Below are 22,777 nucleotides of genomic sequence, written 5' to 3' on the forward strand. Positions count from 1 at the left end.
AAGGATTGCGTCATGACAACCGATGGCCATCGTTCACTCGCGCAGCGATTGACGGGCATTGATGAGATTGAATGTGTCACGCCGGACCTGAACGGCGTACCACGCGGCAAGGTGATGACCGCCGAAGGATTTCTTGAAGGGCGGCGTTTGCAGATGGCGCGGGGAGTGCTGCTGCAATGCATCATGGGCGGTTATCCGCCGGCACGCTTTTACGGCAGTGATGATGGCGACCTGGCGCTGGTGCCTGATCCCGCGCAGATCCACCGCTTGCCCTGGAGCTCGCAGCCTCGGGCGCTGGCCATTTGCGATGCGGACGAGCTGACTGGCGAGAGCTCGCCATTGTCGACTCGCGGCCAACTCAAGGCTGTGATTGCTCGATACGCCGCTCTCGGTCTGGCGCCGGTGGTGGCGACCGAGCTGGAGTTCTTCGTCTTCGCGCCCAACCCTGACCCGACACAACCCTTCCAGCCGCCACTGGGCCTGGACGGTCGTCGCGAGGACGGTCATTCGGCGTTCAGCGTCAGTTCCAATAACGGCTTGCGGCCGTTCTTCAATGAAGTCTACGAATGCATGGCGGCGCTGGGCTTGCCGCGCGATACCTTCATGCACGAGATGGGCGTCAGCCAGTTCGAGATCAACCTGCTGCACGGCGATCCGTTGCTGTTGGCCGACCAGACGTTGTTGTTCAAGCATCTGCTCAAAGAAGTGGCGCTCAAGCATGGCCTGACCGTGGTCTGCATGGCCAAGCCGTTGGCGCACACGCCGGGCAGCTCGATGCATATTCACCAGAGCATCGTCGAGATCGGCACCGGGCGTAACGTGTTCAGCGACAAGGCCGGCGAGCCGACCGCGACCTTCCGTCATTTCATCGGTGGTCAGCAGGCCGGTATGGCGGACTTCACCGCGCTGTTTGCGCCGAACGTGAACTCCTATCAGCGGCTGTGCCATCCTTTCGCGTCACCGAATAATGCCTGCTGGTCCCACGATAACCGCGCGGCCGGGCTGCGCATTCCGGCCAGTTCACCGGTCGCTCGTCGGGTCGAAAACCGCTTGCCGGGGGCCGATGCCAATCCGTATCTGGCGATCGCCGCGAGCCTGGCCGCGGGGTTGTATGGCATCGAAAACAAACTGGAGCCGAGCGAGCCGATCCAGGGTGAGTTCGTTGTGCCGGATAATCTTTCGTTGCCGTGTACCTTGCATGCCGCTCTTGAACGTCTGAAACGTAGCCAATTGGCGAAGGAACTGTTCGGCAAGGAGTTCATCGAAGGCTACATCGCTTCGAAGACCATGGAGTTGACCAGCTTCTTTGATGAAATTACTCCCTGGGAACGGCGTGTTCTAGCAGCCCAGGCCTGACGACCCGTCGCCGTCGGGCTATCGTTTGTCGATAGTCCGATATTCACTGCAAGGAGCCGCTCGGAACGCCGATGCGCCAAATCTTGAAATCTTTTCGGGGGCTTTATTTCGCCTCGCTGATGATGTTGATCGGCTCAGGTCTGTTAAGTACTTACCTAGCCCTGCGCCTGGCAGCCGATAACGTCGACAGCCTGTGGGTCGGTGCGTTGATGGCAGCCAACTATTTCGGCTTGGTGCTGGGCGGCAAGATCGGCCATCGGCTGATTGCCCGGGTCGGGCATATTCGAGCTTATTCAGCCTGCGCCGGGATTGTCGGCGCGGCAGTGCTGGGCCATGGCTTGGTGGACTGGCTCCCCGCGTGGCTGTTTCTGCGGGTGATCGTCGGCCTGGGCATGATGTGCCAGTACATGGTGATCGAAAGCTGGCTCAATGAGCAGGCTGAAGCCAATAAACGTGGGGTGGTGTTCAGCGGCTACATGATCGCCTCGTACCTGGGGCTGGTGTTGGGTCAACTGATTCTGGTCATGCACCCGGGCCTGGGTCTGGAACTGCTGATGCTGGTCGCACTGTGTTTCGCCCTGTGCCTTGTGCCGGTGGCCCTGACACGGCGGATTCACCCGGCGCCTTTGCACCCGGCACCGATGGAGCCACGGTTCTTCATCAAGCGCGTGCCGCAGTCATTGAGTACGGTGTTGGGGTCGGGTTTGATCGTCGGTTCGTTCTACGGTCTGGCGCCGCTGTATGCCTCGCAGCAAGGATTGTCGACCGAACAGGTCGGTCTGTTCATGGGCAGCTGCATTTTTGCAGGCCTGGTGGTGCAGTGGCCGTTGGGTTGGCTGTCGGACCGCTATGACCGGGCGCTGTTGATCCGCTGCTTCGCGTTCAGCCTGGCGCTGGCTGCATTGCCGCTGGCGATCATGCGGCAGGTGCCGCTGGAGGTGCTGTTCATCGCCGGTTTTTTCTGTTCGTTGGTGCAGTTCTGCCTGTACCCGTTGGCGGTGGCGTTTTCCAACGACCACGTCGAGGGTGATCGCCGGGTATCGCTGACGGCGATGCTGTTGGTGACCTACGGTGTCGGTGCGAGTATCGGACCGTTGGTGGCCGGGGTGTTGATGAAGCTGTTCGGCAGTCAGATGCTCTATGCCTTCTTCAGCTTCTTCGCCTTGGTGCTGGTGTGGCGAATCCGCCCGAAAGCGGTCACCAACCTGCATCAGGTGGACGATGCTCCACTGCATCACGTCGCCATGCCGGACAGTATGTCGAGTTCGCCACTGGTGGCTTGCCTTGACCCGCGAGTCGATGAGCAGGTGGTGCAGGATCAGATGCAGAACCCGGTCAGCCCGGAAGCTGATTTGAATCCGGATGCCGAGCCCGAATCAGCGCCTGAAACGGATTCGGAACCCGAAGACCCTGACACGGGTCGCGAGCAAAGTTTTACCGAAGCAAGGCCTTGATCAAGGCATAAAAAAACGGGCAGTCACCGCAAGGGATTGCCCGTTTTTTTATGGGAGTGGCGTATCAGAAGTCGTCTTTATCGAAGCGCCGCGCTTCGCGCTGAAGCTGATAGACGAACCGCTCGACCTGCCGCTGCACCAGGCCGCTCATGTTGTGAAAACGCACGCCGGCAAAGGTGGTGTTGATCTTTTCTTCGAAGTGCAGGTAACGCAGTTCGACCGGTGCCGTCATGCTGCCGAAGGGCAGGGCGGCGGCGAAGCGGTCGTAGACCTGGCCCAGTTGCAGACGGGCGGTGATGTCGCCCTCGAAGCGCAACTTGCAGCCGGTGGCGGAGATGTCCAACAGTTTGCCGCTGATGGGAGCCTTGAGTTTGTCGCCATCCAGGTCAACATTGACCAGTTGCGCCAGCTTCAACGCGGCGCGGAAAGCATTGCGGCGCTGGTGATAAACCACCTCATCGGGCAGCGCGCCACGGTAGCAGCGGCCATCGCCGGATTCATCGATGGTCAGCGGGCCGTTGCTTTCCCAGGCGATGCGCACGCCGTCGTGAAAGCCTTCGACCTTGAACGGTTCGCCGGCCAGCAGAAAGCGTTCGCCATCGCGAGGGATCATTTCGTCCAGAGCGATCATCTTACTGTCACGGTCGACGTCCACCAGATAACTCTGAAAGCGCTGGCTGCGCTCGTGGAACGTGATGATCAGCGGGTCACGGCTGTCTTGCAGTTGACGCAGATTGCCGGAGATTTCCAGGGGCGTGGTGAGCACCTTGGGAGGCTGCGTAGCCTCTTCCGCGCTTAAGGCATTGAACACGGGGCATCAATCTCCAAACAAATATGACTACTGGCCAGCATTCTGCCAGCATGTTTCGCGTCTTGATAGAGCGTGCTCATTGAAAGGCTCAAGCCTGACTGAGCGGGCGTGGTTTTGCGAGTTTGGAGGTTGAACCACGGGCATCGTAGAGCGCTGGCGGCTCGCCGCCGGTGAGGATTTTCAGCTGGTTGGCCGTAGCGGCCTGCTGCACCAGAATCGACTGGCCATTGTTAACGTTGGTGGCCTGGCACTGGGTCAGGAGGTCGGTCAGCACGTCGCTCTGTGCCAGCAATTGGTCGCCAATGCTCGAATGGCTGGCAAGTTGCTCAAGGCCCTGGCGATTGGTCGGCAGGTTGAGGCTGGCGAGGATTTCACTGCGCTTGCGGCCATGCTGCTCGAGCAAAATGATCATTGCCTGTTTCTGCGCCAGAATGTCTTCGAGCAGTGGCATGTCGCGACCGTGCAGTGCGAGGGACTCGGTTTGCAGCAGCTCCAGCAGGTGTTGCGCCGGGGCAAAGTCGTCGATGATCAGTTGCAGTAAATTAGTGTCGTGCATGGCTGGCCTTGGGTTTTAAGCGTCCAAAAGCCTGGCGCCGGCGGTGGCCTAGCGCTGGGCTTCGAAGTTGAGCAGTTTGCTGGCTACACGGTTGCTGTCGACTTTATAGCTGCCATCGGCAATCGCTGCTTTCAACTCGGCCACGCGGGCGTTGTCGACGGCAGGCTGATCGCGCAGCTTGTCAGTGACCTTCTGCAACTGTTGAGCCTCATTGCTGAGGTGTACCGATTCCCCGCTTTTGGTGGTACTGGCCTGTTCGGCCGGGGTATTCAGCGGCGTGGATTGGCCGGCTTCGGCGGTTTCCTTCGCAGCGCTGGTACGTGTACTGCCCGTAAGTGACGAGGAGCTGTTTAAACGACTGAAATCGATGACCATGACAAAAAACCTCTGGGTATTTGGACGCTTGCCATGTTTTCGGCTCTCCCCCGGAAAACTTTAGGCCCATTTATCAATGAGCTTGCATGCGCCAGCGCGTGTCCTGCATGCGGCACAGTTTAGGCAACAGCCGAGTGGCGCGCCATATATTCACGAACACAGAGCCCTGCATGGCCGCTCACATAGAAACTTCCACTTGGCCCGGCGCGGTGACTTGCGCCTTGATGACCCGCTGGGAGTTAAGGTTTTTCACGCGAATCTGTTCGCTCATGCCGCCGTTGGACAGCGCTTCACCCGGCATGCGTACACTGAGCGTACCACTGCGGGCGGTAATCACCACCTGATCACCCTTGCGAATCACTTCCGCCTGTTCGAGGTGCACCAGGGTAATGACCTGATCGGCGACCATTGGTCGGGTAAGTTTTTGTCCGATCGCCTCATCGACGGAGGTCAGAAAACCCTGATTTATCAGGCTGATATCGCGTTCGCGAAGGGTTACGTCCTGAGGCTCGATAATCCCTGTGCGCTTGAGGGGGCGAGTGGTGGTCACGATGTCGCGAAACAGCCGTACTTGAGCGGGTACGAAGACTGTCCAAGGGGAAGCGCCCTCGCAGCGGACCTTAACCGTGACCCGGCCCAGAGGCCTCGCGGGGCTCTCAAGGGTGGCTGTCAATTCCTTGTCGCACATAGGCATGCGCAGGCGCGGATCGAGCTGGTTGACCTCGATCTCGTAGCGTCCTTGTGTTTGACTCGTGGCCAGATAGTCTTCTACGGTGAATTCAAGAAAGCCCTGAGTGACGCCGATAAGCATGTCAGGCAAGGTAACCGCGTCAGCAAGGGCAGGGCTGCCAGCGTTGAACAGGCAAGCGGCCGACATTGCGCAGAGCAATCTGCGGCAGGTTGATGTCAGGTGTCGGAAAAATGTCGGTTCTGTGTTCATAAGAGTTAAAAAGCAAGCGCCGTGCCGTTTAGTGATGAATGTGCGTCGCAACACACTTAGCGTTGGTGTAGGAGTCTGGGCATGGCTGGTGTAATGGATTCGGTGAACCAGCGCACGCAACTGGTGGGGCAGAATCGCCTTGAGCTGTTGTTGTTCCGTCTTGACGGCCAGCAGCTGTATGGGATCAACGTGTTCAAGGTTCGTGAGGTGCTGCAATGCCCCAAGCTGACCCTGATGCCCAAGTCCAGTCCTGTCGTGTGCGGTGTGGCAAATATCCGGGGGGCGACCATTCCGATCCTTGATCTGGCGATGGCGACCGGTTCCGGAGCGCTGAAAGATCAAAGCAATCCCTTCGTGATCATCACGGAGTACAACACCAAGACCCAGGGTTTCCTGGTTCGGTCGGTGGAACGCATCGTCAACATGAACTGGGAAGAGATTCATCCGCCTCCCAAGGGTACCGGGCGCGATCACTACCTGACGGCTGTGACTCGGGTCGACAATCAGTTAGTCGAAATCATCGACGTCGAGAAGGTGCTGGCGGAAGTGGCACCGACACCGGAAGCGATTTCGGTGGGCGTGGTGGATGTCGAGACTCAGCACAAGGCGTTGTCCTTGCGCGTGCTGACGGTCGATGACTCATCGGTGGCGCGCAAGCAGGTGACCCGTTGCCTGCAAACGGTCGGTGTCGAAGTGGTGGCGTTGAACGACGGCAAGCAAGCGCTGGATTACCTGCGCAAGCTGGTCGACGAGGGCAAGAAGCCGGAAGAAGAGTTCCTGATGATGATTTCCGACATCGAGATGCCGGAAATGGACGGGTACACCTTGACGGCCGAGATCCGCAACGACCCGCGCATGCAAAAGCTTCATATCATCCTGCACACTTCATTGTCGGGTGTATTCAATCAGGCGATGGTCAAGAAGGTCGGCGCCGATGACTTCCTGGCCAAATTCCGTCCTGATGACTTGGCATCCCGGGTGGTCGACCGGATCAAAGCAGCAGATATCAGCTAGGGGCGCTTTGCCCCTGGCGGTCAACACGATTTAAAGAGGCCGCATCATTGTCTACGGGTAATTTGGATTTCGAACAGTTCCGGGTCTTCCTGGAAAAAGCCTGTGGCATTTTGCTCGGTGAAAACAAGCAATACCTGGTCTCGAGCCGTCTCAACAAACTGATGGAACAGCAGGGCATCAAATCGCTGGGTGAGCTGGTTCAGCGCATCCAGACTCAGCCGCGCAGCGGTTTGCGCGAGATGGTGGTGGATGCCATGACTACCAACGAAACCTTGTGGTTTCGTGACACCTATCCGTTTGAAGTCTTGAAGAACAAGGTATTGCCTGAAGCGATCAAGGCAGCCCCCGGCCAGCGCCTGCGGATCTGGTCGGCGGCGTGCTCGTCGGGCCAGGAACCGTATTCGCTGTCGATGTCCATCGATGAGTTCGAGCGGGTCAACATGGGCCAGTTGAAGATGGGTGTGCAGATCGTTGCCACTGACCTGTCCGGCACTATGCTGACCAACTGCAAAACCGGCGAGTACGACAGCCTGGCCATCGGCCGCGGTCTGTCGCCCGAGCGCCTTCAGCGTTACTTCGACCCGAAAGGGCCGGGACGCTGGGCCATCAAGGCGCCGATCAAGAGTCGGGTGGAATTTCGCTCGTTCAACCTGCTGGACAGCTACGCAGCCCTGGGCAAGTTCGACATCGTGTTCTGCCGCAACGTGCTGATCTACTTCTCCGCCGAGGTGAAGAAAGACATCCTGTTGCGCATCCACAGCACGCTGAAGCCGGGCGGTTATCTGTTCCTTGGCGCGTCCGAAGCGCTGAACGGTTTGCCGGATCATTACCAGATGGTCCAATGCAGCCCGGGGATCATTTACAAGGCGAAGTGATTCGTTGACGGCATAAAAAACGGGAGTCCTCAGGGGCTCCCGTTTTTTTATGCCTGTAATTATCTCTCAAAATCACCACAACCCCTGTGGGAGCGGGCTTGCCCGCGATAGCGTCGTATCAGTCGACATCAATGTAATTTGTTACACCGCCATCGCGGGCAAGCCCGGCTCCCACAGGGGTAAGTGTTGTTCTTCCGACTGCGATAAGCGGCAGAAAAGCGGCAGGCGGCGGAAATCGGTTGCCGCTTTTCTGGCATTGCCTCCTTGCCACCGCGCGCAAAGCCCCGGTTTACGGGCTTTTTTGAATTGGCACGGCGCTTGCTATGTCCATCGTACGAAAAATCAGGTCACCCGAAGGTTTCCCGACATGAGCATCAGCTTCGATAAAGCGCTCGGTATCCACGAACAAGCCCTGGGCTTCCGCGCTCAGCGTGCCGAAGTCCTGGCCAACAACATCACCAACGCCGACACCCCGAACTACAAGGCTCGGGATCTGGACTTCTCGAAAGTGCTCGCCGAGCAGAACGAGAAAACCAAAAACGGCAAGTTCGCCTTGAACATGACCAACAGCCGTCACATCGAAGCTGAAGGCCTGGGCAATGGCGGCGAGTCGCTGATGTATCGCACGCCGATGCAACCGTCGATCGACCAGAACACCGTGGACGCCCAGCTTGAACAATCAGCGTACGCGGAAAACGCGGTCAACTTCCAGGCCAGCTTCACCCTGCTCAACAGTAAATTCAAAGGGCTGGTATCAGCCCTGCGCGGAGAGTAATCCATGTCTCTATCCAGTGTTTTCAACATTGCCGGTAGCGGCATGAGTGCCCAGACCACTCGCTTGAACACCGTCGCCAGTAACATCGCCAACGCCGAGACCGTTTCGTCGAGCATCGACCAGACCTACCGTGCCCGCCACCCGGTATTCGCCACCATGTTCCAGGGCGGCCAGAGCGGCGGCAGCGATTCGCTGTTCCAGAACCAGGACGCTGCCGGTCAAGGCGTGCAAGTACTGGGCGTGGTCGAAGACCAGAGCAACCTTGAAGCGCGCTACGAGCCGAACCATCCGGCTGCCGATGGCAAGGGCTACGTCTACTACCCGAACGTCAACGTCGTCGAAGAAATGGCCGACATGATTTCCGCGAGCCGTTCGTTCCAGACCAACGCCGAAATGATGAACACCGCCAAAACCATGATGCAGAAGGTCCTGACCCTCGGTCAGTGATAAGGGGCGATTCACATGAGCGTTATCAGTGATGTACTGGCCAACTCTTCGGTCACGACCACTACCTCTACTGCCACCGGCAGCCTGACCTCGGCCGCTACCGGCGGCAAGGAACTGGGCAAGGATGCGTTCCTGCAACTGCTGGTGACTCAGCTGAAAAACCAGAACCCGCTCGATCCTCAGGACAACAGCGAGTTCGTGGCCCAGCTGGCGCAGTTCAGTAGCCTGGAAGGTATCACCACGCTGAACGACACGGTCAGCGGTCTTGCCAGCAGCTACAGCTCCTCTCAAGCCTTGCAGGCTTCTTCGCTGGTGGGCCGTTCGGTCATCGCGCAGACCGACAAAGCCGTGGTCGACACCTCCAAGAGTCTCAATGGTACCGTCGTGGTGCCAACCTCGGTTCCCGCCGCCACCGTCAAGATCACCAACTCGGAAGGCAAGACCATCCGTACGCTCGAGCTGGGCAGTCAAAGTGCCGGTAACGCCAGTTTCATCTGGGACGGCAAGGACGATGCGGGCGCGGTGGCACCGGCGGGTACTTACACCTTCGGCGCAACGGCCACCATCGACAGCAAGGCGACATCGCTGATTACTTATCTGCCAGCGACCGTTAACAGCGTGACCATCAGCCAGACCGGCGGTGAGTTGATGCTGAACCTGGCAGGCATGGGCAGCGTTGCCCTGTCCAAAGTACAAACCATTGGTATATAGAGCCGACTAACACGGCACAAAGGAGTGGAATATGTCTTTCAGTATCGGCCTTAGCGGTCTCTATGCAGCCAACAAACAACTGGACGTGACCGGCAACAACATCGCCAACGTCGCGACCACTGGTTTCAAATCGTCCCGTGCAGAATTCGAAGACGTGTACTCGGCCACTCGCCTGGGTACCGGCAGCAAGACCATCGGTAACGGCGTGCGTCTGGCCAACGTTTCCCAGCAGTTCAGCCAGGGTGACGTGAACAACACCGGCAACGTGCTGGACATGGGCATCCAGGGCACTGGCTTCTTCATCCTTAGCGACAACGGTTCCCTGAGCTATACCCGAGCCGGTGCGTTCAAGACCGACGCTGAAAACTTTGTAGTCGATAACAACGGTAACCGTTTGCAGGGTTATGGCGTCGATGCCAACGGCAAGATCGTCAACGGTGTGTTGACTGACTTGAAGATCGATACTACGGCCCTCAAGCCGAACCCAACCACCAAAGTCGATCAGACATTGAACCTGAACTCGTCCGAGGTTTTGCCGACTGTGGCCGTGTTCAGCCCGACCGATACCAACAGCTATAACAAGACCATCTCTACCAAGGTCTATGACAGTCAGGGTAACGAGCACACCATGGATCAGTACTACGTGAAAACGGGTACTAACGCCTGGCGTGTCCACACCTACATGGATGGTCGTTCCCCGGCCAACCCCGCTACCACGCCACCCGTGGCGATCACCGCCAACATCACTTTCAACTCCGACGGCAGCATCAATACGCTGACGGCGGGGGCTGGCTGGACCCAGACTGGCAACACTTTGACCATGACCGGTTGGGTCCCGGGTACTGTAACCAACGCCGCGACGATTCCGCCGACTTGGGGGGCGAATGGTTCCACGGCGGCGGCAGGCGGTATCGCGTTCAACATGGCGCTGACTACTTCTTACAACTCGCCAACCGCCCGTACCGCCCAATACCAGGACGGCTACGCCACTGGCCAGATCTCCAGCCTGAGCATCGACGCCACCGGCGTCATGACCGCCAACTTCAGCAACCAGCAAACCAAGGCCATCGGTCAGGTTGCAGTGGCCAGCTTCGCCAACGAGCAAGGCTTGCAGCCAATCGGCGGCACACGCTGGAAAGAAACCTTCGCCTCGGGCGTGTCGGGTGTCGATGCGCCGACCACCGGCACCCTGGGTTCGGTCGTGTCCAACTCCCTGGAAGAGTCCAACGTCAACCTGACCAACGAATTGGTCGAGCTGATCAAGGCTCAGAGCAACTACCAGGCAAACGCCAAGACCATCTCCACCCAGAGCACCATCATGCAGACCATCATTCAGATGACCTGATGCTGGTTAGCGGGTAGCACTTCACAAAGAGCCCCTCGGAAGAGGGGCTTTTTTGTGGGTGGCAGATAAAGATCAAGATCAAAAGATCGCAGCCTCGCTACGCTCGACAGCTCCTACAGGGATCGCATGTCAATGTAGGAGCTGTCGAGCGTAGCGAGGCTGCGATCTTTTGATTTTAAAGCAGGCAAAAGAAAACCCCCGACCAATCCAGAGGACTGATCGGGGGTTATCGAGGTAAGCGCCTTTCCGCGCTCACCCGCTCAGCTTATTGGCAAGCTTCGCAATCCGGCTCGTCGATGGCGCACGCCTTCGGCACTGGAGCAGGGCCGGCAGGCGCTGCCAGGACCGAATCGTCACCGTGGTTGCCGCCGCTGGAAACAGCGTTCAGCTTACCGGTGTTGATGGTCGACTTCTCGGTGCTGGTCGCGGCCAGGGCACGGAGGTAGTAAGTGGTTTTCAGACCACGGTACCAGGCCATGCGGTAGGTCACGTCCAGCTTCTTGCCCGATGCGCCAGCGATGTACAGGTTCAGCGATTGAGCCTGGTCGATCCACTTCTGACGACGGCTTGCCGCGTCAACGATCCACTTGGTGTCCACTTCGAACGCAGTTGCGTAGAGCTCTTTGAGTTCTTGCGGGATGCGCTCGATCTGCTGTACCGAACCGTCGTAGTACTTCAGGTCGTTGATCATGACCGAGTCCCACAGGCCGCGAGCCTTGAGGTCGCGAACCAGGTACGGGTTGATCACGGTGAATTCGCCCGACAGGTTCGATTTCACGTAGAGGTTCTGGTAGGTCGGTTCGATCGACTGCGACACGCCAGTGATGTTGGCGATGGTCGCGGTCGGTGCGATGGCCATGATGTTGGAGTTACGAATGCCTTTCTGCACGCGGGCACGAACCGGTGCCCAGTCCAGGGATTCGTTCAGGTCAACGTCGATGTACTTCTGGCCACGCTGCTCGATCAGGATTTGTTGCGAATCCAGCGGCAGGATGCCTTTGGACCACAGCGAACCCTGGAACGTCTCGTAAGCGCCGCGCTCGTCGGCCAGGTCGCAGGACGCCTGGATCGCGTAGTAGCTGACCGCTTCCATCGACTTGTCGGCGAACTCGACGGCAGCGTCGGAACCGTAAGGGATGTGCTGCAGGTACAAAGCGTCCTGGAAGCCCATGATGCCCAGACCGACCGGACGGTGCTTGAAGTTGGAGTTCTTCGCTTGCGGCACCGAGTAGTAGTTGATGTCGATAACGTTATCGAGCATGCGAACGGCGGTGTTCACGGTGCGTTCCAGCTTGGCGGTGTCCAGCTTGCCGTTGGTGATGTGGTTCGGCAGGTTGATCGAACCCAGGTTGCAAACGGCGATCTCGTCCTTGTTGGTGTTCAAGGTGATCTCGGTGCACAGGTTCGAGCTGTGAACCACGCCCACGTGCTGCTGCGGGCTGCGCAGGTTGCACGGGTCTTTGAAGGTCAGCCATGGGTGGCCGGTTTCAAACAGCATGGACAGCATTTTGCGCCACAGGTCTTTGGCCTGAATGGTCTTGAACAGCTTGATCTTGCCCGGGTACTGGGACAGGGCTTCGTAGTACTCGTAACGCTCTTCGAAAGCCTTGCCGGTCAGGTCGTGCAGATCCGGAACTTCGGATGGCGAGAACAGGGTCCATGGGCCGTCATCGAAGACACGCTTCATGAACAGGTCCGGGATCCAGTTGGCGGTGTTCATGTCGTGGGTACGACGACGGTCATCACCGGTGTTCTTGCGCAGCTCGATGAACTCCTCGATGTCCATGTGCCAGGTTTCCAGGTAGGCACACACAGCGCCTTTGCGCTTGCCACCCTGGTTAACGGCGACGGCGGTGTCGTTCACTACTTTCAGGAACGGTACAACGCCCTGGGATTTGCCGTTGGTGCCCTTGATGTACGAACCCAGTGCGCGAACCGGCGTCCAGTCGTTGCCCAGGCCGCCAGCGAATTTCGACAACATGGCGTTGTCGTGGATCGCGTGGTAGATGCCCGACAGGTCATCCGGCACGGTGGTCAGGTAGCAGCTCGACAGCTGTGGACGCAGGGTACCGGCGTTGAACAAGGTTGGGGTCGAGGACATGTAGTCGAAGGACGACAACAGGTTGTAGAACTCGATCGCACGGTCTTCTTTGTTCTTCTCTTCGATTGCCAGGCCCATGGCCACGCGCATGAAGAAAATCTGCGGCAGTTCGAAGCGGATACCGTCCTTGTGGATGAAGTAACGGTCGTACAGGGTTTGCAGGCCCAGGTACGTGAACTGCTGATCGCGTTCGTGGTTGATTGCCTTGCCGAGTTTTTCCAGGTCGAAAGTCGCCAGAACCGGGTTCAGCAATTCGAATTCGATACCTTTGGCGATGTAGGCCGGCAGCGCCTTGGCGTACAGGTCGACCATTTCGTGGTGGGTCGCGCTCTCGGCGACGCCCAGGAAGTTCAGGCCTTCGGCACGCAGGGTGTCCATCAGCAGGCGGGCGGTCACGAACGAGTAGTTCGGCTCACGCTCGACCAGCGTACGGGCGGTCATCACCAGGGCAGTGTTGACGTCGGTCAGGGCCACGCCGTCGTACAGGTTCTTCAGGGTTTCGCGCTGGATCAGGTCGCCGTCGACTTCTGCCAGGCCTTCGCACGCTTCGGTGACGATGGTGTTCAGACGACCCATGTCCAGAGGTGCAAGGCTGCCATCGGCGCGGGTGATGCGGATCGAAGGGTGAGCCTGTACCGCGTCTTCGGCAGGGGTGCGTACAGCGCGTTCCTTGGAACGAGCGTCGCGGTAGATCACGTAGTCGCGGGCGACTTTCTGCTCGCCGGCACGCATCAGGGCCAGTTCGACCTGGTCCTGGATTTCTTCGATGTGGATGGTGCCGCCCGATGGCATGCGACGCTTGAAGGTCGCGGTGACCTGTTCGGTCAGGCGAGCAACGGTGTCGTGAATGCGCGACGAAGCGGCAGCGGTGCCGCCTTCAACTGCAAGAAACGCTTTGGTGATGGCGACGGTGATTTTGTCATCGGTGTAAGGAACGACAGTGCCGTTACGCTTGATCACGCGCAGTTGACCAGGCGCGGTGGCGGACAGATCCGAATTCGAATCGGCGGCCTGCGGCAAGGTGCCCTGCGGGTTCTCGCGAGTTGTGTCGGTTTGCATGGGGGGTTGTCTCCACATTCTCTATGTTTGTTTGGGCACCATCACGGTGCCCACCGTTCTGTCCTGAAGCACTACAACCGACGTGGCGTCGGGCATAACAACTTCGGGACAGTAGGAAAAAGGCTAATGATGCCGCTTCCTTGCCGAAGTCTTTGGCCGCGAGCCTGGGCTCGAAGCCGGATTCCTTTCTGGGGTGCCAGTTTTGACTGCAACACCCGTACCGTTCTGGCTGTTCTGGCCTGAAAAAACGGTGCCATCCGCACGTGCGGTTTGGGCTTGTAAAATCGTGCTTGGTTCAACCATAAACAGGCAATAAAGCGCTTGAGTTTCTGGTCTGAAATGTGGTTGGGCTTTTAAGCTAAAACCCTACATGTAGGGTTTTTTTAGCGCCGAGGTACAAGATAATGCGTTTTTGAGGGTGTTGCAACGTACTACCTGTGGATAAACCTGTGCGTAAATTGTGTGTGAAAGGTGGAACGAGCGTGTAGGCCGCGACCTAGCTGGAGCGGACTGTTTTTCACTGATTTTCAGCGATTGAAAACAGTCATTCGGATTTTTAAGGGCGCGAACCCTATCACAAAAAACCGTCGTGTCCGAACGCATTTACCCGCTTGTGTTCCAGACGTGCGCCGTTTATACAATCGGCCAATGCAGATGCATTCTTATCCTCCCCAATCATTACAAAAAGACGGGCGGATCCTTCCCTATAAAGTGATGTTGGCAAGCAGAGGTCACCGTGGAGCAAGAAGTCTGGCAGGTATTGATTGTCGAGGACGACCAGCGTCTGGCCGAACTGACTCGCGACTACCTCGAAGCCAATGGCCTGCGCGTATCCATCGAGGGCAACGGCGCCCTCGCCGCGGCACGCATCATCAAGGAGAAACCGGACCTGGTAATCCTCGACCTGATGCTCCCCGGTGAAGATGGCCTGAGCATTTGCCGTAAGGTTCGCGACAAGTATGACGGCCCGATCCTGATGCTCACCGCGCGCACCGATGACACCGATCAAATCCTCGGCCTCGACCTCGGCGCGGATGACTACGTCTGCAAACCGGTTCGCCCACGCCTGCTGCTGGCGCGCATCCAGGCCTTGTTGCGGCGCAGTGAAACCGCTGAAACCGCTCCGGAAAAACCACGGCGTCTGCAGTTCGGCCCGTTGGTGGTCGACAACGCGTTGCGCGAGGCCTGGCTGCATGACAAAGGCATCGAGTTGACCAGCGCCGAGTTCGATTTGCTCTGGCTGCTGGTGGCCAACGCCGGGCGTATTCTGTCCCGCGAAGAAATTTTCACCGCGCTGCGCGGTATCGGCTATGACGGCCAGGACCGCTCCATCGACGTGCGCATCTCACGCATCCGCCCGAAGATCGGCGATGACCCGGAGCATCCGCGACTGATCAAAACCATCCGCAGCAAAGGCTATCTGTTCGTTCCCGAAGCCTGCGCAGACTTGTCGCTGTGAACTCGATCTTCCTGCGCATTTATGGCGGCATGTGCGCGGCGCTGATTCTGGTGGCTGTGCTCGGCGTGCTGGCCTTGCACCTGCTCAATCAGGTGCGCAGCGAGCAATACCGCGAGCGCCTGGCCCACGGCACGTTCTCGCTGATGGCCGACAACCTGCAACCGATGAACGAAACCGAGCGCCACCGGGCCTTGCTGGTGTGGGAGCGCTTGCTTGGGATTCCGTTGGCGCTGAAGACATTCCCCCAGACCGACCTCGACCTGACCCAGCGCACTCGCGTGCTGCGCGGCCAGGCCCTGGTGGAACAGACTGGCCCGCACGCGGCGAAGGTTTACCGCTTGGTCAGCGACAAGGAACAACTGGTGCTCACCGGGGAAGTCCAACAAATCAGCGAGCAACTGGCGCGAGCGACCATTTATCTGCTGGCCGATGAACTGGTGCGCTACCCGGTGGCCGAGCAGCCCAAACGTCTGGCGCAGTTAAAGGAAGAGAAGGGTTTCGGCTTCGATCTGCAACTGGTCACGATCGATCAGGCCGACATGGACGAAGACCAGAGCCGCCGCGTATCCGAAGGCGACACGGTGATGGCGTTGGGCAAGGGCGGTGACTCGATCCGGGTGTTTGCCGGCATGGTCGGTACGCCGTGGGTGCTGGAAATCGGCCCGCTGTATCAAATGAATCCGTACCCTCCTGAGTGGCTGGTGCTGATTGCTGCGCTTGGCCTGAGCCTGATCGGTTTGATTGTCTATCTGTTGGTGCGTCAGCTGGAGCGCCGCTTGCGCGGGCTGGAAGCCGCCGCCACGCGCATCGCCAAGGGCAGCCTGGAAACCCGCGTACCGGCACGCGGCGCGGACTCGGTGGGGCGCTTGGCCTCGGCGTTCAACGGCATGGCCGAGCACTTGCAGCAATTGTTGGCGATTCAGCGAGAACTGGTGCGTGCCGTGTCCCATGAACTGCGCACGCCGGTCGCGCGTTTGCGTTTTGGCCTGGAGATGATCGGCTCGGCCACCACGCCTGAGGCGCTGGAGAAATACCGCGACGGGATGGACCACGACATCGAGGACCTCGATCGGCTGGTCGACGAGATGCTCACCTATGCGCGGCTGGAGCAAGGTTCCCCGGCACTGAATTTTCAGCGGATCGATCTGGATGCGTTGGTCAATCAGGTGATCGAAGAACTGGCGCCACTGCGGGCCGAGGTCACGGTGCAGCGCGGTTTGTGCCTGTCGGCCGCCGATTGCGACGACGCCTGGGTCGAGGCCGAGCCGCGTTACTTGCACCGGGCATTGCAGAACCTGGTGAGCAACGCCATGCGTCACGCCCATTCTAGGGTGACCGTCAGTTATCAGGTGGGGCAGCAGCGCTGTCGGGTGGATGTCGAGGATGACGGGCCGGGCGTGCCGGAAACGGCCTGGGAGAAAATCTTCACCCCGTTCCTGCGCCTTGATGACAGCCGCACCCGCGCTTCGGGCGGGCATGGGTTGGGGTTATCGATTGTGCGGCGGATCATCCATTGGCATGACGGACGAGCATTGATCGGCAAGAGCAAAAGCCTGGGCGGGGCCTGTTTCAGTTTGAGCTGGCCGAGGAATCAGGAGCGGCGTTGAGATTGTGGGTGTCCTTTAGGGCCCCATCGCGGGCAAGCCCGCTCCCACAGTTTCAGTGATGCTCACAGATTTTGTGTACGACGCGGACCCTGTGGGAGCGGGCTTGCCCGCGATGAGGCCCTAAAGGACACTGAAAGCCTTCAGGCCTTGATACTGACCAGACTCAACAACTGCCCATCCATCACTGCAAACTGCGCATCCAGCTCAGTGCCGTTACGCCATTCACTGGACAGGTCAGTCAGCAACCGCAACCGCACTTCGCCACCCGCGCTCCACTCCAGCACTTCGGCGTGTTCGAAATAGAAGCGCTTCTGCACGATCGGGTAGAGCGCCTTGAACAGGCTTTCCTTCACCGAAAACGTCAACGTCACCAGCATTGCCAATTGATCGCCAGCCCCGGCAGCCATGCGCTGCATTTCAGGCCCGGTGAGAATTTCCCCAGCCAGGCGTTCGGCGCGCTCCGCGTCGAGCAGGTTTTCCAGGTCCATTCCCAAGCCGCGCCAGTGCGCCTTGTTCGCGACAATCGCCGCGGCCCGGCCGGTGCTGTGGGTGATCGAGCCGGTGATATGCGCCGGCCACACCGGTGCGCGGTCTTCGCCGATGGCCGGGATGAAACTCAGCCCTTCCAGTTGTTGCAACGCCGCCCGAGCGCAGACTCGCCCGGCGAGAAACTCGGCTTGGCGCTTGGCCACCGAACGCTGGATGCTCGCAGGCGGCTCGATGGCGCTGCGCTGGAAATCATCGCTGGCCAGTTGTTTGGTATCGAAGTGGGTCCCCAACAAGACCGTATCGGGCAGCACAAACGGCAGCGGCCAATGGGCGTCGAGTGGGGTGCAGCAGACGGGTAGGGCGGGGACGGGATTCATGACGGGCATTTTGCCGTCTAGCGCGATGGCTGGGTAGTGGCAGCAGGGCTTTTGTGGCGAGGGGGCTTGCCCCCGTTCGGCTGCGAAGCAGTCGTGAATCGGCGAACGCGGTTTATCTGTCGAAACGCGATTGCAGATTTCGGGGCTGCTTCGCAACCCAACGGGGGCAAGCCCCCTCGCCACAGTGGTCTACGTGATCAGCTAAATATCTTCTTGAAAAACGCCTGCATGTCCGCCCAAGACTTTTCATCGGCGGTCTTGCTGTAACCAATGTCCGGCCCGCCGTGGTCGCCATGACTCAGACGATCCGCCTCGGGATTGCTGAACCCATGCTTGGCGCCTTCGAGGGTGACAAACTTGTAGTCGGCTTTGGCCTTGTCCATTTCCGTCTTGAACGCTGCCACGTTTTCCGCCGTGACCATGCTGTCCAGAGCGCCATGCTCCACCAGGACTTTCGCCTTCACACTGCCAGGCGTCGCCGGCGTATTGGTCACCAGCGCACCGTGGAAACTCACCACGCCTGCCAGCGGCACGCCTTGACGCGCCGCATCCAGCACCACCTTGCCGCCGAAGCAATAACCGATGGCCGCCAGTTTGTCCGGATCGGTCTGCGGCTGTTTCTTCAGCAAGTCGAGCCCGGCCTGAAACCGTGCACTGGCCGCTGCACTGTCCTTCAATGCTGCTTGCATGAAGGCCATGGCGTCCTTGGCGTGTTCGGTGCTCTTGCCGTCGCCAAACATGTCGATCGCCAGCGCGCTGTAGCCCAGACCGGCCAGATCACGGGCGCGGCGCTTGGCGTAGTCGTTGAGGCCCCACCACTCATGTACCACCACCACGCCCGGACGCGGGCCTTTGATGGCGTCGTCGTAGGCGTAATAGCCGATCAGCTTGGTGCCGTCGGCACTCTGGTAGGGGATTTCCTGGGTCTGGATGGCGGCCTGGCTGACCCCGCTCAGAACCAGTAATACAAGGGTGAGGAACATGCGCATGATCAAGTCTCCTGATTAAAAACCGTGAATTGAGCGTAGTCGATTTGATTCAGCTCAGGTTCAGAGTGCGTTCAGGGGCAGTACAGGGAGGGGTCGGTAACCTTGCCCCGTACCCAAAAAGCACATAGCGCATGAGGAAACTCCCCAATGACTACTTTTAAAAAACTGCTTCTGGCTTTCACCGTGATGGGCGCCAGTGTGGCGGCCCACGCCGATACCACCAATTTCGCCGGCCTGACCTTTGGCCAGACCAGCGACAAGGTTAAAAAATCCAGCGCCCTGAACGACAACCTCAACCACCCGAACGCCGACGGTGTGATCGGCAAGGACAACACCTTTGGTGTGCGTCTGGGCCAGCAAGACAGCAAGGGCCGCTACTACGCCACTTATGACAACGTGTCGGGCTCGCACAATGGCATTAAACTGCGTCAGGAAAACCTGCTGGGCAGCTACGATCTGTTCTACCCGGTGGGCGGCAGCACCAAATTATTCGGTGGCGCCACCGCCGGGCTGACCAAACTGACCCAGGATTCACCAGGCTTCAGCCGTGACAGCGACATCGGTTACGCCATTGGCGGTCAGGTCGGTGTATTGCAGCAAGTTTCGCAAAACACCTCGGTCGAGCTGGGTTACCGTTACCTGCGCAGCAATGCCAGCACCGAGATGAGCGAGCGCGGCGGCAGCAAACAGGGTTCGCTGGACTTGACCAGCAGCGCCCAGACCTACCTGTCCGCCAACTACGCTTTCTAAAAAGCGTTTTGTGAGGGTATGCCCGTTAAACGCAATCACTGTGGGAGCGGGCTTGCCCGCGATGACGGCAGCACATTCACCATTGATGTGTCAGACAGGTCGCTATCGCGGGCAAGCCCGCTCCCACAGGTTCTGCGGCTTAATTGATGACGGGCATTCGCCCTGTTAGCCATTGAGGTGCAGCGTTATGTCTTTGGAGATGTTGATTTGCCCAGGAGAGCGTTATGAAATTGCTGGTCGTCGAAGATGAAGCGCTGTTGCGTCATCACCTGCAAACCCGCCTGACGGATAGCGGCCACGTGGTCGAGTCCGTGGCCAACGCCGAGGAGGCGCTGTATCAGGCCGGGCAGTTCAACCATGACCTGGCGGTGATCGACCTTGGTCTGCCGGGAATGGGCGGGCTCGATCTGATTCGTCAATTGCGCTCCCGGGGCAAGACGTTTCCGATCCTGATCCTCACCGCGCGCGGCAACTGGCAGGACAAGGTCGAAGGCCTAGCCGCCGGTGCCGACGACTACGTGGTCAAGCCGTTCCAGTTCGAAGAGCTGGACGCCCGCCTGAATGCCTTGCTGCGCCGTTCCAGCGGTTTCACCCAGTCGACCATCGTTGCCGGCCCCTTGTTGCTGGACCTCAATCGCAAACAGGCGTCCCTCGATGAACAACCGCTGGCGCTGACCGCCTACGAATACCGGATCCTCGAGTACCTGATGCGGCATCACCAGCAAGTGGTGGCCAAGGACCGCTTGATGGAGCAGCTCTACCCGGATGACGGCGAGCGCGATCCGAATGTGATCGAAGTGCTGGTCGGCCGCTTGCGTCGCAAACTCGAAGGCCCGGCCGGCTTCAAGCCGATCGATACCGTGCGTGGCCTTGGCTACCTGTTTAACGAGCGCTGCACTTGATTCGTTCCCTTCGTGTCCGATTGATGCTCGCCGCCACGGTCCTGGCGGTGTTGTTCATGCTGGCGTTGTTGCCTGCGATGCAGGGCGCGTTCAGCCTGGCGTTGCAGGATTCCATCGAGCAGCGCCTGGCGTCGGACGTCACCACACTGATCTCCGCCGCGCGGGTCGAAAACAACAGCCTGCAGATGCCGGCGCAGTTGCCCGATGAGCGCTTCAACCTCACCGACAGCCGTTTGCTCGGTTACATCTATGACCGGGAAGCTCATCTGGTCTGGCGCTCGAAGGCCACTCAGGAAGAACACATCAATTACAAGCCGCGTTACGACGGGCGCGGTAACGAGTTCGCGAGAATTCGCGAAGCCAATGGCGAAGAGTTCTTCGTCTATGACGTCGAGGTCAAATTGCTCGGTGGCAAAAGTGCCGCGTTCAGCATCGTCGCGCTGCAACCCGTGCGCGAATACGAAATCACCCTCGAAGGCCTGCGGGAAAACCTTTACCTGGGCTTCGGCGCAGCCTTGCTGGTGTTGCTCGCCTTGCTGTGGATCGGCCTGACCTGGGGCTTGCAGGCGTTGCGTCGGCTGAGCCAGGAGCTGGACCAGATCGAAAGCGGCACCCGTGAAAGCCTCAGCGAACAACACCCGCGTGAATTGCTGCGCCTGACTGGCTCGCTCAACCGCTTGTTGCACAGCGAGCGTGAGCAGCGCAGCCGTTATCGCGACTCCCTCGACGACCTGGCTCACAGCCTGAAAACCCCGCTGACGGTATTGCAAGGGGTCAGCGAAGACATGGCGCAAAAGCCGCAAGAGCGCGAGCAGGCCTGGGTGCTGCAAACCCAGATCGAACGCATGAGCCAGCAGATCGGCTATCAGTTGCAACGTGCGAGCCTGCGCAAAAGTGGTCTGGTGCGCCACCAGGTGCGCCTGCGCCCGGTGCTGAAAAGCCTCTGCGACACGCTGGACAAGGTCTACCGCGACAAACGTGTGCGAGTCGCTTTCGATCTGCCGGAGCAGTGCTACGTGCCGATCGAGCAAGGCGCCTTGCTGGAAATGATGGGCAACCTGCTGGAAAACGCCTATCGCCTGTGCCTGAGCGAAGTACGCATCAGCGTGCGCGAAACCCTCAGTGGCATTGAGCTCTGTGTCGAAGACGACGGCCCCGGCGTGCCACCGGATCAGCGTGCGCGGATTCTGCAGCGGGGCGAGCGGCTGGATCGCCAGCATCCGGGGCAGGGGATCGGGTTGGCGGTGGTCAAGGACATCATCGAAAGCTACAGCGCCAAGCTGACACTGGGGGATTCGCCGATGGGCGGGGCGGCGTTCCGGATTCATTTTCCGGTGGTTTGACCCCTGTCACCGATCGTTCCCACGCTCCGCGTGGGAATGCAGCCCGGGACGCTCCGCGTCCCTTTCCAGAACTGGAACGCGGAGCGTCCCTTGAGGCATTCCCACGCAGAGCGTGGGAACGATCAAAAAGCCCGCTCCCACAGTGATCGGTGTCGTTCACAAATCTTTTGGTCAAAGTAGATACCTGTGGGAGCGGGCTTGCCCGCGATGAGGCCGGTGCAGCCACCACAAGGCTCGGTGTCAGACTGATAAACAAGCACTGTTTAAACGACACTTCCAGATACTCTCCCAGGCTACACATCCTTGCGCCGTTGCCTACGACTACGCCAGAATCCGCCGGCTTGTGCGCCTTGAGGCCGGGCTCTATCGTTTCCGGGTCGCTGACCAATCAGCGATCGGGTTTAGCAGCTCGGTAAATATCAAGGCACGCAGTGCCACCTCTCGATCAGTCGGCTATTTTTGCCTACGCTGGTCTGCGTTATGGTGGCTGTGCGTGGGGCACTTCGGTGCGCCGGGTTTCTTGATCCCTGGTCTGCTAACCCGCGTACAGTCGCCACCATTTCTCGTTTAGCAGCGACATGTGGCGACTCCATTGATCAAGGAGTTTCACCATGTTCAAACCTACGCCAAATCCTCCGGAAACCGACGACGTTTCCCCCTACGAATCCCTCGATTCCAAAAAACTCAACGAAGCCGCCGACCGCGCCCTCGATTACTACCTCAAACCGCCCATCCCCAAAGACACCCCGCGCAAACCCAGCACCATTTACCACGTCGGCGCCGAGGTCGATAACGAAACCCTGCTGGTCAACGCCTGCGAATCCCTGGCGTCAGCGAGCATGATGCTCAGTGAGTTCGCCGGATTGATGGACATGCCACATCGCAACATGATGTTGGGGATTCAATCGGTGGTCATGCTCGGCGAGCTGGCGGTGAATCGGGTGCTGGATAACTTCGATCCGCGAGGCTAGCCAGAAAAAACAAAATCAAAAGATCGCAGCCTTCGGCAGCTCCTACAGATTCGGTGTTCGCCGCCATCTCT

At 59.1% G+C, this 22,777-nt stretch carries 21 protein-coding genes; 14 read left to right on the plus strand and 7 right to left on the minus strand.

Annotated elements, in window-relative coordinates; genetic code table 11:
• Positions 1–114 precede the first annotated feature (114 nt).
• Both TU81_RS06740 and TU81_RS06745 read left to right on the plus strand, forming a co-directional pair.
• A complete protein-coding gene (locus tag TU81_RS06740; RefSeq protein ID WP_173667550.1) occupies positions 115–1,356 on the plus strand; it encodes a glutamine synthetase family protein in 1,242 nt (413 codons plus the stop codon).
• A 71-nt stretch (positions 1,357–1,427) separates the two neighbouring features.
• On the plus strand, positions 1,428–2,810 hold the full coding sequence (locus TU81_RS06745; protein ID WP_038979441.1) for an MFS transporter: 1,383 nt from the start codon (positions 1,428–1,430) through the stop codon (positions 2,808–2,810).
• A 64-nt stretch (positions 2,811–2,874) separates the two neighbouring features.
• Here TU81_RS06745 and TU81_RS06750 read toward each other — a convergent pair whose 3' ends face one another.
• The 4 genes from TU81_RS06750 to flgA all read right to left on the minus strand — a co-directional run bounded on the left by TU81_RS06750 (position 2,875) and on the right by flgA (position 5,492).
• Positions 2,875–3,621, minus strand: coding sequence for a flagellar brake protein (locus tag TU81_RS06750; RefSeq protein WP_048394187.1), 747 nt, complete (start codon positions 3,619–3,621; stop codon positions 2,875–2,877).
• An 88-nt stretch (positions 3,622–3,709) separates the two neighbouring features.
• A complete protein-coding gene (locus TU81_RS06755; protein ID WP_038979443.1) occupies positions 3,710–4,177 on the minus strand; it encodes a flagella synthesis protein FlgN in 468 nt (155 codons plus the stop codon).
• A gap of 48 nt (positions 4,178–4,225) precedes the next feature.
• Complete coding sequence (gene flgM / locus TU81_RS06760) at positions 4,226–4,552, minus strand: flagellar biosynthesis anti-sigma factor FlgM (RefSeq protein ID WP_008071796.1); 327 nt, start codon at positions 4,550–4,552, stop codon at positions 4,226–4,228.
• A gap of 178 nt (positions 4,553–4,730) precedes the next feature.
• Complete coding sequence (gene flgA, locus TU81_RS06765; RefSeq protein ID WP_038979444.1) at positions 4,731–5,492, minus strand: flagellar basal body P-ring formation chaperone FlgA; 762 nt, start codon at positions 5,490–5,492, stop codon at positions 4,731–4,733.
• A gap of 81 nt (positions 5,493–5,573) precedes the next feature.
• Between flgA and TU81_RS06770 the strand changes: the two genes are divergently transcribed.
• The 6 genes from TU81_RS06770 to flgE all read left to right on the plus strand — a co-directional run bounded on the left by TU81_RS06770 (position 5,574) and on the right by flgE (position 10,659).
• Positions 5,574–6,506, plus strand: coding sequence for a chemotaxis protein CheV (locus tag TU81_RS06770; protein WP_038979445.1), 933 nt, complete (start codon positions 5,574–5,576; stop codon positions 6,504–6,506).
• A gap of 47 nt (positions 6,507–6,553) precedes the next feature.
• Positions 6,554–7,381: a protein-glutamate O-methyltransferase CheR gene (cheR, locus tag TU81_RS06775; RefSeq protein WP_038979446.1), complete on the plus strand. Its 828-nt coding sequence runs from the start codon at positions 6,554–6,556 to the stop codon at positions 7,379–7,381.
• 367 nt (positions 7,382–7,748) lie between these two features.
• Positions 7,749–8,156, plus strand: coding sequence for a flagellar basal body rod protein FlgB (gene flgB, locus TU81_RS06780; RefSeq protein ID WP_038979447.1), 408 nt, complete (start codon positions 7,749–7,751; stop codon positions 8,154–8,156).
• A gap of 3 nt (positions 8,157–8,159) precedes the next feature.
• Positions 8,160–8,603: a flagellar basal body rod protein FlgC gene (flgC, locus tag TU81_RS06785; protein WP_007899122.1), complete on the plus strand. Its 444-nt coding sequence runs from the start codon at positions 8,160–8,162 to the stop codon at positions 8,601–8,603.
• A 15-nt stretch (positions 8,604–8,618) separates the two neighbouring features.
• A complete protein-coding gene (gene flgD, locus TU81_RS06790; RefSeq protein ID WP_038979448.1) occupies positions 8,619–9,314 on the plus strand; it encodes a flagellar hook assembly protein FlgD in 696 nt (231 codons plus the stop codon).
• Between the two features lie 31 nt (positions 9,315–9,345).
• Entirely contained in the window at positions 9,346–10,659 is a 1,314-nt protein-coding gene (gene flgE, locus TU81_RS06795) for a flagellar hook protein FlgE (protein WP_038979449.1), read from the plus strand.
• A gap of 265 nt (positions 10,660–10,924) precedes the next feature.
• Here flgE and TU81_RS06800 read toward each other — a convergent pair whose 3' ends face one another.
• The gene (locus TU81_RS06800) at positions 10,925–13,819 is read right to left on the minus strand and encodes a ribonucleoside-diphosphate reductase subunit alpha (RefSeq protein ID WP_038979450.1); all 2,895 of its coding nucleotides are present in this window, start codon (positions 13,817–13,819) and stop codon (positions 10,925–10,927) included.
• Between the two features lie 736 nt (positions 13,820–14,555).
• On the opposite strand from TU81_RS06800, the gene TU81_RS06805 reads away from it, so the two are divergent.
• Entirely contained in the window at positions 14,556–15,278 is a 723-nt protein-coding gene (locus TU81_RS06805) for a response regulator (protein ID WP_048394191.1), read from the plus strand.
• Complete coding sequence (locus tag TU81_RS06810; RefSeq protein ID WP_048394193.1) at positions 15,275–16,885, plus strand: ATP-binding protein; 1,611 nt, start codon at positions 15,275–15,277, stop codon at positions 16,883–16,885. Before TU81_RS06805 ends, TU81_RS06810 begins: the two co-directional genes overlap by 4 nt.
• A gap of 140 nt (positions 16,886–17,025) precedes the next feature.
• On the opposite strand, the gene TU81_RS06815 is transcribed toward TU81_RS06810, so the two are convergent.
• Both TU81_RS06815 and TU81_RS06820 read right to left on the minus strand, forming a co-directional pair.
• Entirely contained in the window at positions 17,026–17,751 is a 726-nt protein-coding gene (locus TU81_RS06815; protein WP_197679444.1) for a 4'-phosphopantetheinyl transferase family protein, read from the minus strand.
• 197 nt (positions 17,752–17,948) lie between these two features.
• Entirely contained in the window at positions 17,949–18,740 is a 792-nt protein-coding gene (locus tag TU81_RS06820) for a dienelactone hydrolase family protein (protein ID WP_048394196.1), read from the minus strand.
• Positions 18,741–18,887: 147 nt separating this feature from the next.
• Here TU81_RS06820 and TU81_RS06825 point away from each other — a divergent pair, with 147 nt between their 5' ends.
• The 4 genes from TU81_RS06825 (at position 18,888) to TU81_RS06840 (ending at position 22,706) form a co-directional block, all read left to right on the plus strand.
• On the plus strand, positions 18,888–19,490 hold the full coding sequence (locus TU81_RS06825) for a membrane protein (protein ID WP_048394198.1): 603 nt from the start codon (positions 18,888–18,890) through the stop codon (positions 19,488–19,490).
• 224 nt (positions 19,491–19,714) lie between these two features.
• Complete coding sequence (locus TU81_RS06830; protein WP_048394200.1) at positions 19,715–20,392, plus strand: response regulator; 678 nt, start codon at positions 19,715–19,717, stop codon at positions 20,390–20,392.
• Positions 20,389–21,735 carry an ATP-binding protein gene (locus tag TU81_RS06835; RefSeq protein ID WP_048394202.1) on the plus strand — a complete coding sequence of 449 codons (1,347 nt, stop codon included), beginning with the start codon at positions 20,389–20,391 and terminating at the stop codon, positions 21,733–21,735. Before TU81_RS06830 ends, TU81_RS06835 begins: the two co-directional genes overlap by 4 nt.
• Positions 21,736–22,346: 611 nt before the next feature.
• Entirely contained in the window at positions 22,347–22,706 is a 360-nt protein-coding gene (locus TU81_RS06840; RefSeq protein ID WP_048394204.1) for a DUF6124 family protein, read from the plus strand.
• Positions 22,707–22,777: the final 71 nt, after the last annotated feature.

The sequence above is a fragment of the Pseudomonas lini genome, from assembly GCF_001042905.1.
Classification (GTDB): Bacteria; Pseudomonadota; Gammaproteobacteria; order Pseudomonadales; family Pseudomonadaceae; genus Aquipseudomonas; species Aquipseudomonas lini.

Coding starts and splice junctions, on each gene's coding strand:
- TU81_RS06740 (WP_173667550.1), top strand. CDS start 115: ATGACCGCCGAAGGATTTCTTGAAGGGCGGCGTTTGCAGATGGCGCGG.
- TU81_RS06745 (WP_038979441.1), top strand. CDS start 1,428: ATGCGCCAAATCTTGAAATCTTTTCGGGGGCTTTATTTCGCCTCGCTG.
- TU81_RS06755 (WP_038979443.1), bottom strand. CDS start 4,177: ATGCACGACACTAATTTACTGCAACTGATCATCGACGACTTTGCCCCG.
- flgM (WP_008071796.1), bottom strand. CDS start 4,552: ATGGTCATCGATTTCAGTCGTTTAAACAGCTCCTCGTCACTTACGGGC.
- flgA (WP_038979444.1), bottom strand. CDS start 5,492: ATGAACACAGAACCGACATTTTTCCGACACCTGACATCAACCTGCCGC.
- TU81_RS06770 (WP_038979445.1), top strand. CDS start 5,574: ATGGCTGGTGTAATGGATTCGGTGAACCAGCGCACGCAACTGGTGGGG.
- flgB (WP_038979447.1), top strand. CDS start 7,749: ATGAGCATCAGCTTCGATAAAGCGCTCGGTATCCACGAACAAGCCCTG.
- flgC (WP_007899122.1), top strand. CDS start 8,160: ATGTCTCTATCCAGTGTTTTCAACATTGCCGGTAGCGGCATGAGTGCC.
- flgD (WP_038979448.1), top strand. CDS start 8,619: ATGAGCGTTATCAGTGATGTACTGGCCAACTCTTCGGTCACGACCACT.
- flgE (WP_038979449.1), top strand. CDS start 9,346: ATGTCTTTCAGTATCGGCCTTAGCGGTCTCTATGCAGCCAACAAACAA.
- TU81_RS06800 (WP_038979450.1), bottom strand. CDS start 13,819: ATGCAAACCGACACAACTCGCGAGAACCCGCAGGGCACCTTGCCGCAG.
- TU81_RS06815 (WP_197679444.1), bottom strand. CDS start 17,751: ATGAATCCCGTCCCCGCCCTACCCGTCTGCTGCACCCCACTCGACGCC.
- TU81_RS06820 (WP_048394196.1), bottom strand. CDS start 18,740: ATGCGCATGTTCCTCACCCTTGTATTACTGGTTCTGAGCGGGGTCAGC.
- TU81_RS06825 (WP_048394198.1), top strand. CDS start 18,888: ATGACTACTTTTAAAAAACTGCTTCTGGCTTTCACCGTGATGGGCGCC.
- TU81_RS06830 (WP_048394200.1), top strand. CDS start 19,715: ATGAAATTGCTGGTCGTCGAAGATGAAGCGCTGTTGCGTCATCACCTG.
- TU81_RS06840 (WP_048394204.1), top strand. CDS start 22,347: ATGTTCAAACCTACGCCAAATCCTCCGGAAACCGACGACGTTTCCCCC.